Annotated in this window: 14 protein-coding genes and 1 tRNA gene; 8 read left to right on the top strand and 7 right to left on the bottom strand. The window is 63.2% G+C overall.

Annotation, left to right across the window (positions count from 1 at the left end; translation table 11 throughout):
- Positions 1-41 precede the first annotated feature (41 nt).
- A complete protein-coding gene (gene garD / locus ACIQWO_RS21025; protein ID WP_402828512.1) occupies positions 42-1,628 on the top strand; it encodes a galactarate dehydratase in 1,587 nt (528 codons plus the stop codon).
- Positions 1,629-1,658: 30 nt separating this feature from the next.
- Here garD and ACIQWO_RS21020 read toward each other — a convergent pair whose 3' ends face one another.
- Positions 1,659-2,135: a nitrate reductase associated protein gene (locus tag ACIQWO_RS21020; RefSeq protein WP_402828509.1), complete on the bottom strand. Its 477-nt coding sequence runs from the start codon at positions 2,133-2,135 to the stop codon at positions 1,659-1,661.
- A 453-nt stretch (positions 2,136-2,588) separates the two neighbouring features.
- Here ACIQWO_RS21020 and ACIQWO_RS21015 point away from each other — a divergent pair, with 453 nt between their 5' ends.
- From ACIQWO_RS21015 to ACIQWO_RS21005, 3 genes are all read left to right on the top strand, one after another.
- Entirely contained in the window at positions 2,589-2,852 is a 264-nt protein-coding gene (locus ACIQWO_RS21015) for a hypothetical protein (RefSeq protein WP_402828506.1), read from the top strand.
- Positions 2,819-3,841: a hypothetical protein gene (locus tag ACIQWO_RS21010; RefSeq protein ID WP_402828503.1), complete on the top strand. Its 1,023-nt coding sequence runs from the start codon at positions 2,819-2,821 to the stop codon at positions 3,839-3,841. The genes ACIQWO_RS21015 and ACIQWO_RS21010 overlap by 34 nt, the downstream gene beginning before the upstream one ends.
- A 126-nt stretch (positions 3,842-3,967) precedes the next feature.
- Positions 3,968-4,861: a DMT family transporter gene (locus ACIQWO_RS21005; RefSeq protein WP_150664459.1), complete on the top strand. Its 894-nt coding sequence runs from the start codon at positions 3,968-3,970 to the stop codon at positions 4,859-4,861.
- A gap of 35 nt (positions 4,862-4,896) precedes the next feature.
- Here ACIQWO_RS21005 and ACIQWO_RS21000 read toward each other — a convergent pair whose 3' ends face one another.
- The 6 genes from ACIQWO_RS21000 to ACIQWO_RS20975 all read right to left on the bottom strand — a co-directional run bounded on the left by ACIQWO_RS21000 (position 4,897) and on the right by ACIQWO_RS20975 (position 10,031).
- Positions 4,897-5,733, bottom strand: coding sequence for a DUF4088 family protein (locus ACIQWO_RS21000; RefSeq protein ID WP_402828500.1), 837 nt, complete (start codon positions 5,731-5,733; stop codon positions 4,897-4,899).
- A 349-nt stretch (positions 5,734-6,082) separates the two neighbouring features.
- Positions 6,083-7,075: an L-histidine N(alpha)-methyltransferase gene (gene egtD, locus ACIQWO_RS20995; RefSeq protein WP_402828497.1), complete on the bottom strand. Its 993-nt coding sequence runs from the start codon at positions 7,073-7,075 to the stop codon at positions 6,083-6,085.
- A complete protein-coding gene (gene egtB / locus ACIQWO_RS20990; RefSeq protein WP_402828494.1) occupies positions 7,075-8,322 on the bottom strand; it encodes an ergothioneine biosynthesis protein EgtB in 1,248 nt (415 codons plus the stop codon). Before egtB ends, egtD begins: the two co-directional genes overlap by 1 nt.
- A 301-nt stretch (positions 8,323-8,623) precedes the next feature.
- Positions 8,624-9,148 (bottom strand): chromate transporter, encoded by a 525-nt coding sequence (locus tag ACIQWO_RS20985; protein ID WP_233327674.1) that lies wholly within the window; start codon positions 9,146-9,148, stop codon positions 8,624-8,626.
- 32 nt (positions 9,149-9,180) lie between these two features.
- Positions 9,181-9,810, bottom strand: coding sequence for a chromate transporter (locus ACIQWO_RS20980; protein WP_402828489.1), 630 nt, complete (start codon positions 9,808-9,810; stop codon positions 9,181-9,183).
- Positions 9,807-10,031 carry a hypothetical protein gene (locus ACIQWO_RS20975; protein ID WP_150664454.1) on the bottom strand — a complete coding sequence of 75 codons (225 nt, stop codon included), beginning with the start codon at positions 10,029-10,031 and terminating at the stop codon, positions 9,807-9,809. Before ACIQWO_RS20975 ends, ACIQWO_RS20980 begins: the two co-directional genes overlap by 4 nt.
- A gap of 92 nt (positions 10,032-10,123) precedes the next feature.
- Here ACIQWO_RS20975 and ACIQWO_RS20970 point away from each other — a divergent pair.
- The 4 genes from ACIQWO_RS20970 to ACIQWO_RS20955 all read left to right on the top strand — a co-directional run bounded on the left by ACIQWO_RS20970 (position 10,124) and on the right by ACIQWO_RS20955 (position 12,810).
- Positions 10,124-10,208, top strand: a tRNA-Leu gene (locus ACIQWO_RS20970).
- Between the two features lie 198 nt (positions 10,209-10,406).
- Complete coding sequence (locus ACIQWO_RS20965; protein ID WP_402828485.1) at positions 10,407-10,964, top strand: hypothetical protein; 558 nt, start codon at positions 10,407-10,409, stop codon at positions 10,962-10,964.
- A 586-nt stretch (positions 10,965-11,550) separates the two neighbouring features.
- A complete protein-coding gene (locus tag ACIQWO_RS20960; RefSeq protein ID WP_402828482.1) occupies positions 11,551-12,054 on the top strand; it encodes a hypothetical protein in 504 nt (167 codons plus the stop codon).
- Positions 12,055-12,225: 171 nt separating this feature from the next.
- Positions 12,226-12,810 carry a hypothetical protein gene (locus tag ACIQWO_RS20955; RefSeq protein WP_402828479.1) on the top strand — a complete coding sequence of 195 codons (585 nt, stop codon included), beginning with the start codon at positions 12,226-12,228 and terminating at the stop codon, positions 12,808-12,810.
- Positions 12,811-12,854: the final 44 nt, after the last annotated feature.

The raw sequence follows: 12,854 nt of genomic DNA, 5'->3' as shown, positions 1-12,854 counted from the left end.
AAACGCGGGGCTGGCGGGATGAGATGGGAGGGGTGAGGGACATGGCAGCAACGCAGGAGACGGCCGTCGGGAAAGACGCGCCGCGCTACATTCGGATGCAGGCGGAGGACAACGTCGCCATCGTGGTGAACGACGGCGGCTTGCCCGCGGGTAGTCGGTTCGCGGACGGACTCACGCTCATCGATGCTGTGCCCCAGGGCCACAAGGTGGCGCTGATCGATCTGGCCGCAGGGGCTGCGGTGGTTCGCTACGGCGTGGTCATCGGCTACGCGGCGCGCGATCTGAGCGCAGGCAGTTGGGTCAACGAGCGGAACATCGCGATGCCCGAAGCGCCATCGCTCGACCGTCTGCCGATCAGCACACGTGTGCCTGACGAATTGCCGCCGCTCGACGGCTTCACGTTCAAGGGCTATCGCAATGCCGATGGCTCGGTCGGTACGCGCAACATTCTTGCCATCACGACCACGGTGCAGTGCGTGGCAGGCGTGGTGGAGTTCGCCGTCAAGCGCATCAAGGAGACGTTGCTACCGCAGTATCCGAACGTCGACGACGTCGTGGCGCTGGAGCATACGTATGGCTGCGGCGTGGCCATCGACGCACCGGACGCCATCGTCCCGATCCGTACGCTGCGCAACATCTCCACCAATCCCAACTTTGGCGGCGAAGTGATGGTCGTGAGTCTTGGCTGCGAGAAGCTGCAGCCGGAGCGTCTGCTCCCGGCAGGCAGCATTCCGATCGGGAGCGCCGATGCCGATGGGAAACCCGACACCGTCTGTCTTCAGGACGATGCGCACGTCGGCTTTCTGTCGATGATCGATTCGATCCTGACGACGGCGCGTGCGCATCTTGAGCGGCTCAATGCGCGTCAGCGTGAGACTGTGCCCGCGTCGGAGCTGATCGTCGGTGTGCAGTGCGGTGGCAGCGACGCGTTCTCCGGTGTAACGGCCAACCCGGCCGTGGGCTTCGCGACCGATCTGCTCGTGCGCGCGGGCGCGACGGTCATGTTCTCCGAAGTCACCGAAGTGCGCGACGGCATTGACCAACTGACCTCACGCGCGGCCACGCCGGAAGTGGCCGAAGCAATGATTCGCGAGATGGCGTGGTACGACGCGTATCTGGAGCGTGGGCGCGTCGACCGCAGCGCCAACACCACGCCGGGGAATAAGCGCGGCGGGTTGTCCAACATCGTCGAGAAGGCGATGGGGTCGATTGTGAAGTCGGGCAGCGGGCCGATTCACGGCGTGATTTCCCCGGGCGCGAAGCTCGACCGCGAACACCAGCGCGGGCTGATTTACGCTGCGACGCCCGCGAGCGATTTCATCTGCGGCACGTTGCAACTGGCCGCGGGCATCAACTTGCATGTGTTCACAACCGGGCGTGGGACGCCTTACGGACTCGCCGAGGTGCCCGTCATCAAGGTGGCGACGCGCTCGGATCTGGCGCGTCGCTGGCACGATCTCATGGATGTGGACGCCGGACGCATCGCCACGGGCGAGGCCACCATCGAAGACGTGGGCTGGCAATTGTTCCACCTGATGCTGGCCGTCGCCAGCGGTGAAAAAACGTGGGCCGAGCGATGGGGGCTGCACAACGCGCTCACGTTGTTCAACCCAGCGCCGGTGACCTGAAACCGGCGCGTCGATGTGCGAGTGTGAGGCTCAGAGTTCGGCTTGCGTTTGCGCGAGTCCGAATTCGAGCATGGCGGGCACGAAGCAGTGATTGAGCGTGTCGCGTCGCGACAGCTTCGTGAGGACATAGCGGCGAAACGGCGTGAGCGTGCCCCAGTTGCCGACGTCCGGCGCCAGCAGGTCGGCCATCTCGCATTGCTTGAGCAATCCCGGCGGCAGGGCGTTCATGTCCTGCCATGCCGTGGGCGCGGCGTCGACACTGCGCTCGACGGCCTGCCCGAGATGATCGCGAGCGATCTCGTCCAGACGCGCCGCAAAATCCTCATCGCCCGGCACGCACGACGCGAGCGTCTCGCGGGCTTCCTGCGGCAAGCGCTGCCAGTCCGCCAGCGACAGATGCTGGCCGTTACGATCCAGATTGAAGCGAATCGCCATCGTGATGTATTTGAGGTTTTCGCAGGCTTCAATTTCGAAAACAAACATCGGCAGACGCTGGTAAAGGTGCATGGCTGTCACTCCTCGTGTGGCGACGTATCGCATGCGGCCGATTGTACTCGCGCCCCGAGGGAGATTGCGGACGGGGTGCGCGCTTGACGATGCGGCATGGCGACGCATCGACGCGGAGGATCTGGCCAATGGGGTACCGCTTTCGGCGTCCCTCTTGAGGGCGTTGTCTTTCCAAAAGTGCCAATTGTTCTTGGGAAAACTCTCAAAAGCACTCGGGCGAACGCTGAAAAATTCAATCGTTTTGCACGACGTCTCGTAGCACGGAAAGGCTGTCTTAGAGCGGCCGCCCAGCGATTTCGGACAGTTCACATCGCCAGCAATGTGAAGCGTCCTAGAGATTCGGTTCTTTCCCAAGGCCGTCCGGATTTCCTAAGGTAGGCGTTCTGCCGATCCATTCTCGATCCACCCCCGACAGGAGCCGACATGCCACCCCGTACGTCTAATGCGTCGCCGATGCCTTTCCCATTTCTTCCCGTGGTCCTGGAGTCGCCTAAGGCGTCACCGTCGCACGGCTCCGCGGCGTCGCCCGAGGTGTCGGAGCCTGCGAGCCGTGCCAGTGCGGTACGCAACAAGCCGCGAACGAGCCGTCGCCCGGCGGTGGTCGAGGCCGCGCAGCCGCCGGGTATGGGCGGCGACGGCGGCTGCCCGCTGAGGGTGGAGGTGGTGCGCAGCGTCGCGCCCGAATGTCTGACATTGCTTGGGGCCATCGTCCGATGAGCGCCGTTGCAACTCACGCGGTGTCACACGCGCAAGGCGATGTTGGCACAGAGATGTCGGTGTCGGCGGGTGGTGCGGTGTGGGTCATCGCCTCGCCGCACGCGCAATGGAAGTGTGCGCCGGACGCTGTGACTGTGTCGTCCTATGAAGTGTCGTGCACGCTGCACGAGGCGCCCGTCGACACGGCGCTGTGGCTCGAACGCATGAAGCATGGCGTGTTGTTGGCGCAAGCGCCGGTGCCCGGGACATGGCTGGCGACGCTTGTGGACGAAGCGCTAGTGCATGTGTTGCCTGCAACACCTCGCGGTAGTCAGGACATCGTGCCCGCGTTCGGGCAGATCTGCGACGCATGGGTGCGGGGCATCTTCGCGGCACCGTTCTGGACGCGGTTCCTCGCAGGCGAGTCGAGTGACATTCAGGTGCTGGCGTTTCTCGCACAGCTTTACCATCGCGCGGCGGGGGCTGACGTCCACAATCGCATTGCGGTGGAGCGTTGCACCGACGCGGCGCTGCGGCCGCTGCTGCTGCGTCAGTACCGAGAGCAGCGCGGTCAGTCGACGATGCTGGCCGCAGGGCTGTTGCGCTGCGGCCCGGCGGCACGTACGTTTCTGGACAGCGGTGCCTTCGACGCGACGCATGTGCTGATCGACTTCATCATCGGCGCGGCGGGCGATATGCCCGCTTATGTCGGATGTTGTGCGTTGTGTCAGGCGCCCGCAACGGTGCGCGCGGCCAGCGAGATCGAAGCGCAGTTCGAGGCGCTCGCGCAGCGCTACCCGTCGGCGGCCGATGGCTTCGCGGCTGTTTGCGCCCATGCCCGGCATGACGCGAGCGTATGCGGCGGCACCGCGCTGCTCACGCAATGGGTGGAAGACGCGGGCGAGCCGGACGTGCCGTCGCGTTTGCGGATGTTGCGTGGCGCGTATGGCGTTGCGGCGGCGTACCGGGTGATGTTCGACGCGTTGCATCGGCTCGATGAAGAACTCTGACGAGCGAAGGGTTGTGCAGTCCTGACGTCGGCGAGCAACGCATGCCCCCGATTGGGGCATGTCACTCGTATAATGGCGTCCCAACGGCGGGGGCGGTTGCGGCTCCATGCCGTCCGCCCCCGGACCATGACAACCCAACTCGCCTACCTCGCCGCGCTCGGTGCCGCCCTTTGCTGGGCTTGCAGCGGCATGATCGCCATCACGCCTGTCCGTCAGGCCGGTTCGTTCCCCTTCAATTACGCCCGCATGCTGCTGGTCTTCGCGATGCTGCTGTTCGCACTCGCGGTGCTGCGCGGCTGGCCGTCGCTGTCGCTTGAGCAGTGGTTGCGGCTCACGGCGTCGGGGTTGATCGGCATTCTCGTGGGCGACACGATTCTCTACACCTCGCTCGGACGGCTCGGGCCGCGACGCAACTCCATCGTCTTCGCAACCAATGCGCCGATGACGGCCGTGCTCGGTTACTTCTGGTTAGGTGAGGCGCTGGGCTGGCGAGCGGTCGCGGGCGTTGCGCTGGTGACGGCCGGGGTGGCGCTTGCGATTGCCTTCGGCGGCCGTCGCGAGGATGCGCACCACTGGGAGTCGGTGCGCGGCGACGTGCGCGTGGGTGTCGCCATCGGGTTGACGGCGGCGCTGTGCCACTCGATCGGGACGCTCATCGCCAAGCCCGTGATGGCGGCGGGCGTGGATCCTGTGGGGGCGTCGGCGGTGCGCGTGGGCGTGTCGGCGCTCGGGCTGACGATCCTTGCGGCGCGACGCGGGCGAGGCATCTTCTCGGACTTTACGCCGGGCACGCTGGCGCTCACGGCCGCGTCCGGCTTCGTCGGCGTGGCCGTTGGCATGACGTTGCTGCTGTACGGCATGGGGCATGGCAACACGGGCGTCATCGCGACGCTTTCGGCGACCACGCCGGTGATGGTGTTGCCGCTGCTGTGGATTCGCACCCGGCAGCGTCCGGCAGCGGGCGCCTGGTGGGGCGCGCTGATCGCCAGCGCCGGGGTGGCGCTGATCTTTAACCGATGATGTCGATGGCGAGCGCCAGAAGCGCCTGAAACGCCTTAGCGTGGGACGGGCGTGACAGGCGTTTGCAGGGCGTCGGCGCTCTGGTGCGACGCTTCGGTGCCGAGCGTGGGCACCTGAATGTCTTGCACCGGCGCAGGGCGCGGCACGCTCGGCGTGAGCAGACGTCGTAACCAGGCGGCGATGCGCTCGAAGATGCCCGGATCGTCGTTGAACAATTCGGGGCGCAGCACGCCCAGATACTCCAGAATCTGATCCGCTTCCTGAGCACCGACCGAGCCATAAATGACGGCGAGATCGAGCAGCGCACGCAGCTCACCCAGCTTTTCGCGGGCTTGCAGCGAGCGGGCGGTCTCAACAGCGCGCTTGGCTTCGAACACACGTTCGCGCAGCACCGACGCGGTGCGCCATGCGGGCGTCTGCAACGTGGCCTCCAGCGTTCGCAGGTCCTGCGCCGACGTCACGATCTGACCGGCGAGCGATTCCACGATGCGCTCCTCACCCTTCGCTTCCTTCACGATGCCTTCGGCCCAGCGGCTGGCCTGACGCGCCATGTCTTCGCGCGACCATTCCGGGCGCGAGACGAAATAGAACCCGTGCTGACGTGCCTGATTCAGGATGATCGAGACGACGTCCGGAAACTGCTTGTCGAACGTGCGTTTAGCCCACGCGTAGTGGCCGCCCGCGAGCAGTTGGGCGACGGCGGCTTCGGTGAGCGGCACGGTGCTGTCGAGCAGGCGGGCGCGCAGGAAGTCGTCGAAGGGCGGCGGCGTGAAATGGCGGTCGACGGCAGCGGAGATGCGCACAAAGGCGTCGAAATCCTTTTGCAGGTCGGCCAGCGCGCTGTCGGAGAGCGTAAGGGCGATGCGGCTCATCGTGACCGGCTCCCGGTCGCGGCGATAGCGAGTCCGTCCCACGCGAGCGAAGTCGCGTCGGCCGGTCGAGTGTCGGTGCGAGTGCCCGTGTGAGTGAGGCGGGCCACAGGCGGAGCCGCCGGAGCCCGTGCCACGTGCATCCCCATTGCGCGTGAAGTCATGTGCAGCGATACGTATCAACGGTGCGCTGCGGTCATGGCCGTGCGCTGTGAGATGGGCTGTCCCGCCGGACGTTTGTCACGTCCATGGCGGGCAGCATGAGTCTGCATGCATCAACGGCGCAACGGCGTAAAAACTTTAGCCTCCGGGGCGCATTTTCTTTCAACGCCTTGTGGAGACGGCCCTCGGATCACTCGCCGTTGGCGGCGCGCAGCAGGTAGACGGCGAAGCGCGAGCGGGCGTCGAGCCAGACGCGCTCGATATCCCAGCCTGCGGAGTTCGCCAGTGCGCGGAACTCCGTCTGTCCATATTTGTAGGAGTTCTCAGTATGGATCGACTCGCCTGCCGAGAAATCGAAGCGATGGCCGAGGACGGTGGCCGAGAATGCGCGCTGTGCGACCAGATGCATCTCGATGCGGCTGGCCTTCGCGTTGAAGCGGGCTTCGTGACGGAAGGCTTCCAGCGGCAAATCGCCGTCGAGTTCGCGGTTGATGCGCACGAGCACGTTCAGATCGAATTGCGCGGTCACCCCGCGCGCGTCGTCGTAGGCGGGCAACAGCACGGCCGGATCCTTGCACGCGTCCACGCCGACGACCATGCGCCGGTGCGGCCCGAGCATCTTGCCGACATGTGCGAGGAAGGCGGCCGCCTGTCCGGGCGCGAAGTTGCCGATCGTCGAACCGGGGAAGAAGCCGAGGCGCGGCCCTTGCGTGTTCTGCAACTGCGGCGGGAGGTGGAACGGGCGGGTGAAGTCGGCACGCACCGGCAGCATCGGAATGCCGGGGCAGCGACGCGCGAGTGTGGCGACGGCGTCGTCCAGAAAGTCGTCGGCAATGTCGACGGGGACGTACGCGCGTGGGGTCACGAGGGCGTCGAGCAACAGCGGTGTCTTACGGCTCGATCCACTACCGAACTCCACGACGACGGCGTTCGGTCCGACGACATCGGCAATGGCGGCGGAGCACTCGCCGAGCAGGGCGGTTTCGGTGCGCGTCTGGTAGTACTCGTCGAGGCCGGTGATCTCTTCGAAGAGTTCGCTGCCGCGCTGATCGTAGAGCCAGACGCTGGGCAGGGTCTTCGGCGTGTGGCCGAGACCGGCCAGCACGTCGGTGGCAAAGGCGTTTTCCGGCAATGACGGGCAAACGAACGCCGTGGCTTGTTGGGATTGCGTAGCTTGCAACATCAGCGGTCCTCCGCGAGCCTCAGGCCGCAGAACTGCCAGCGCTGATGCGGGTAGAAGAAATTACGGTACGTAGCGCGTGCGTGTCCCGGCGGCGTGGCGAGCGATCCGCCGCGCAGCACGAACTGTCCGCACATGAACTTGCCGTTGTACTCGCCGACGGCTCCCGATGCCGTCCGGAATCCCGGGTACGCGACGTATGGACTGGCCGTCCATTGCCATACCGGGCCAAAGCGCTGCTCCATCGTGGGTTGCATGGGTGACGATGGACTGCCTGTGCCGCTCGCCGCCACCTCCCATTCTTGTTCTGTCGGCAGACGCTTGCCCGCCCAGCGCGCGAAGGCGTCCGCTTCGAAATAGCTCACGTGTTGCACGGGCGCATCGTCGTCGACGGGCTGCATGCCTGCGAGCGTCATCGACTGCCATTCGCCGTCGTGCAGCTCCCAGTAAAGCGGATGTCCCCAGCCTTCGCGTTGCACCGTTGCCCAGCCATCGGAGAGCCAGAGCCCGGCCATGCGGTAGCCGCCGTCTTCGATGAAGTCGCGCCATTCGCCGTTTGTCACTACACGCGACGCAATCGCAAACGGTCGGACCAAAACGTCGTGCGCGGGCGTCTCGCAATCGAAGGCGAAGTGACCGCCCGAGCGGCTGTTGTCACCGGGATGTCCGATGCTGTGTTGTCCACCGCCATGCTCGATCCATTGCAGCGGTGCACTCGCGCGAAGCGCGGCCGATGGCGGGCGATGGGCGGGACGCAACGGATTCTGCGCGAAGAGATGCAGCAGGTCGGTGTGCATCAACTCCTGATGCTGCTCTTCGTGGTGCAGGCCGAGCGTGATGAGCGCGACGGTGTCGGGCGCGAGATCGGGCTGTTGCAATAGCGCGTGCATGGCAGCGTCAACGTGGCGGCGATAAGCGAGCACTTCGTCGAGCGTGGGGCGCGTGAGCAGCCCGCGCTGCGGACGCGGATGACGCGGACCGGCGGCTTCGTAATACGAGTTGAAGAGGTAGGCGAAGCGGGGATCGTAGGGGCGGTAGCGTCGCCCGGGCGCATCGTTCGCGTCGCTCAGCAGAAACGTCTCGAAAAACCACGTTGTGTGGGCCAGATGCCACTTGATCGGGCTCGCGTCCGGCATCGACTGCACGGTGGCGTCGGCGTCCGAGAGACCTTGCGCGAAGGCGACGGACGCGGCTCGCACGGCGTCGAAGCGAGCATGCAGGGACGTGATGGGCGACGTGGCGGGCGACATGAGCGGTGAGGCCGTCGCCGCATTGGCAGACGGCCCATCGCGAGCGGTCCGCGAGGGGGAGACGTTGGGGGAGGTGCCTGAGGGCGCCTCGGCTTGCGACGTACAACAGGGGACGGTCATAGGAAATACCCGGGGACACACCGTGTTGTGAAACGTGCTGCCTATTGTAGACCCGTTGCCGGGGCGTCATGTACCCCCAGTTTGGGGCCAGTATGTGACGGTTCGTAACGACGGTTGACGCTGGCGGCCGTCTTCCCCCGCCGCCTTGTCCTACAAGCCTGAGCGGTGTGGCAGACGATGCCTACATCAACCAGCCGGTGAGGCCGAGCAGGCTGCCAGCGGCGATGAGCCACAGCGGATTCCAGCGGGTGCGCAGGGTGATGACGACCGCGACGAGCGTCACGAGTCCGCGCGCCACGTTGATGTCGACTTCCCGGGCGAGCAGCGCGCTGCTGGCGGCGAGCAGGCCGACGGTGATCGGCGCGAGCCCGGCGCGTACGGCGCGGACCCAGGGCGACTGTTCGTGACGGTCCACCCATCCGCCGACCAGATACGCGAGGAGAGAACTCGGGGCGCATTTGGCGAGTGTGGCGGTGAATGCGCCGGGCAGTCCCGCGGCTTGCAGGCCGATCAGGGTGACCGCCATGCCGTTGGGGCCGGGCGCGGCCTGTGCGAGCGAGAAGAAGGTGACGAACTGGGCATCGGTAATCCAGTGGCGAGTGTCGACGGCGTAGCGATGGATGTCGGCGAGCGTGACGTTGGTGCCACCGACGGCCAGCAGCGACCAAAGTGAGCCATGCAGGAACAGATCGATGAGCGTGGTCATGAGGGTCAGGGCGTAGCGTCGCCTTGATGACGCTACTGGTCGAGCTTGTCGAGCCGTTCAAGTCGGTAGGCGCTCAGGATCGCGCAGGGGCCGAGCACGCCGAGGACCAGTAACAGGGGCAGCCCGAAAACGAAACTCCCGAGGAAGGTCGCGGCGGCGAACGCGAGCGTTGTCCAGTGGCGCTTCAACCCGGCGAGCAGACGGACCGACGTCGCGATCACGAGACCCGTTGCCGCAGGCATCAGGCCGGAGAGCAGGTGCTGGACGAGGGGTGTCTGTCCCCACTTGGCGTAGGCGAAGCCGATCAGGATGATGACGATGGTCGGGCAGAAGTAAAGCCCTGCGACGGCAGCGGCTGCCCCTCGGGGGCCGCGAAAGCGACGGCCGAGGACGGTGGCGATATTGGCGACGTTGGGGCCGGGCAGGAGTTGCGCGAGCGGGAGCAGTTCAGCGAATTCCCGGTCGGTGAGCCAGCGGCGCTGGTCAACGACCATCCGGCGCGCCCAGGGCAGGACACCGCCGAAGCCTGTCGCGCCGACGGTGCCGAATGCGAGCGCGAGGTCCCAGCAGGTAGGGTGTTCGGTGGGGTTGGGGGAGGTGGGGCCGGGGGCTGGCGACGCGGGGTGTGATGCGTCGGAAGGCGGGGAAGCGTGGGATGTCACGATTGTCCGTTGCCGGGGGGATGGTTGTGGCCTTGAAGGGGGCCGTGGAGTTCGTGTTCGAGGCGCACGACTTCCTGAGCGACGAGGGCGATGGCGTTACGGATTTCCATGAGCGCGGTGTAGAGGGCTTGCGCGTTCTGGGGGGAATGCATGGCGACGTCGCGGGCGGCGGTTTCGATGGCGTCGAGCGACAGGGCGATGCGGTCGAGATTCTCCAGCATGGGGCGATCTCCGTTGACGCGCACAGTGCGTGCATACCCCCATGATACCCAACTGACGTATCTCGGTGGGGGATGTTAGAATGCGTGCCCTTGCCGGGGTGATGAAATTGGTAAACATAGCGGACTTAAAATCCGCCGCCTTCGGGCTTGCCGGTTCAAGTCCGGTCCCCGGTACCACTAAGGCTTCGAGCCACATCAAGCCAGACACAGTAATCCCTATCGTTTCAGGGGCTTGTGTTGGATGTTCCGTTTCAGTAGCTGTGCAATAGCGTAGTAAAAGGTAGCCCAAGAAAGCTATTTTTGCGTCTCAGTGCACCAGATTTGCACCGAAATTTGCACCAAAAATTTCACGAATTCTCAACTGCCTGACGCCAGATGAAAGTCCTAACGCTCCTCGTCCCGAATGGGGCAGCGAGGCTCCTTTCGAAGGTATTCGATGGCGAGCAGTTCGACGTTCAAAGTCCTTTGCCTTGTGCGCAGGCGCTCGCTCAGTTGCAAATGCTCACTGAATGGCGTTCTGACAAAAGCTCGCTGATGGGCTCTGTGAATACCGACACTATCGAGTTGCGCATCCCGCATGTCTTCATGCGAGGAAATGGTACGCGGTTCCGAGGGCGCTTACTGACAAGTGACGAGGGGTCGTTACTTGTTGGATCGTTTATATCTTCAGCTTATAGCCGCTTCATTACCGCAATAGTCTTAGTAATGGTGGGCGTCATGCTGTTCGGTGGACTGTTAGGTGGCCTCTATCAAGCTGTTGCACAAGCATCTAGTCTGCTCAATGCATTGACGGTCATCGGATTCCTGCTGGTATGGGGAGCAGGCGTATGTCTGATGGGTTGGCTCGTGGTGTGGAATGGCGCACCGGCTCGCAAAGATGTTCTAGTGATCTCGACAGCCATCCGGCATGCGCTGCAAGAACGCCGGACGTAGTTCACGTGTGCGGCCAGGAGGCGCGACTGACTGAAGTCGGCCAAGATCAGCCGTTCGACATCAATGCATGAATCGTCGACAATCATGTCCTGCGCTTCGCCGTATTACGAGAATCGTAAATGACTATGCCCGAAAGAGCGATGCATTGGGAGTCGTTAGCTGAAGTGGATTTCCCGTGCCCAGATCTCGAATTTCAGTTCAATACACGCGATGAACTCCGAGTCGTGATGCGCTTTTCGCTACTGGATACTGGCTCCGAACCGCAGAAGCCGGACTTGGAGCTATGCTTTTCGGGCGTCATAGGGCTCCGGTGGACAGAGGAGTTTCACGGCTCTGTCATCCAACCATCGGTGCGATTAAGGCCCAAGTGCCAAGAGAGAGCATGGAGTCAATGGGTCCTCCCGGCAGTCATCATCGAGAATTCTGCGTGGCTATCGCAGTATATGAACTTGCCCGGTACTGAGGATCGTCAACACTTTTCGATCGTCTGCATGAACGATCTGCTAGACGTTCTTGCTTTGCCCGATGTTCGAGTGCGGCGGATCGAAGCGGCCTAAAACAGCACATCAAACGGCGGAATTTCACTATGAATGAAAAGCACTTGGCCCTCTACATGGGGTACGCGTTCAGTCACGGGGTCAATGTTCAGCACCTTCTCGCACCTGGCGAGCTAACGGTTCCGTACGTTGTCTACTGGGACAACGAGACGCCCACACCAGTCCCCTATCCCGCGGCGACTCAGCATGAAGCGGTTGAAAATGCGCGATCAGCGCGAGAGCAGGCTGCTGGTGTGTCGGGATGGTCGTCCGGTCGCGAAGGAGCGATCACTCAGAGCGACGGCACAACATTGGACCTTTTGCTGATCGAGGGTTGGGTGCCGGGGCTTGATGCACCACTCGAAATGTTCGTGTACTACAGGACGCAACCGTTCCGGCTGATCCACGGATTCATGTGGAAGGAACATCCGCAAGCGCGAAAAGACCGTCATTCGTTCATGGACGACTTCAAACGCGGCATCCTGATGCAGCCATTCGGCCAGCGATGCATGGAAGACATTGAAAACGCGGAGCGCCTCCAGTTCGTGCGGTGATAGTCATTCGCGACACGAGCATTTACGCCGTGCACTAATTTCCCTCGGCGAAAGCGTTCGCGGTGGTGCACCAGATTTGCACTGAACAAATCCGCTTACACGTATCGGTCTTTGGTCACCGCTGAAATCCAGCGTTGAAGCACATCCAGAATGTATTCAGGGGGAGGGGGAATGAAGCTGGACCATCGCATAACTCGCTGGATTTTCACGATGGCATATTTGTTGATGGTCTCCACAGCATCAGCAGCCTCTCCAGCGGACAAAGCGATCTCAGTTTTCTTTCGTGACGTTGAGTATCAACACAGGTGGTCGAAAGGTGGTCAAAACGAATTCACGCCGCAAGGCCAGGAAGATCTCAGTTCGTGGCGGGACATGATGACTTTGAATGTGCATGAGTCCGTGACGAATGGAGATCAACTGGCCGAAACGGCGAACAAGACCCTAACCAATTACCAACGTGCCGGAAAAATTCTGCGGACTGATTCCAAGCCCAGAACCCCTGATCGCCCCGCAGAACACCTGGTTGTCGCGGTGCTTGGTAACCCGGACTTTCTTGAGGCTGTCTTTGCCCGTTTTGCCCTGATCGAAGGCGTCGGAACTGTCACAGTCTATTCCCATCGAGTGTACGGAAAGTCCGTCGGCCAATCGATGAGTGAGTGGCTCAAAACCAATGGTCCGCAAGTCGAAAGTGCTCTGATGTCTTTGGACAAACTGCCGACACCTGCTTCCCTAAAAGCCCTGCCCCAAAGCAATTGAGTGGGGACGTTCGCTCGGTCAATCTGAATCCGTGATAATCAAGC

It is taken from the genome of Pandoraea sp. NPDC090278, assembly GCF_044772185.1.
Taxonomy (GTDB): Bacteria; Pseudomonadota; Gammaproteobacteria; order Burkholderiales; family Burkholderiaceae; genus Pandoraea.
The sequence above is the reverse complement of the archived record's forward strand: the minus strand, read 5'-3'. Positions and strand labels throughout refer to the sequence as shown.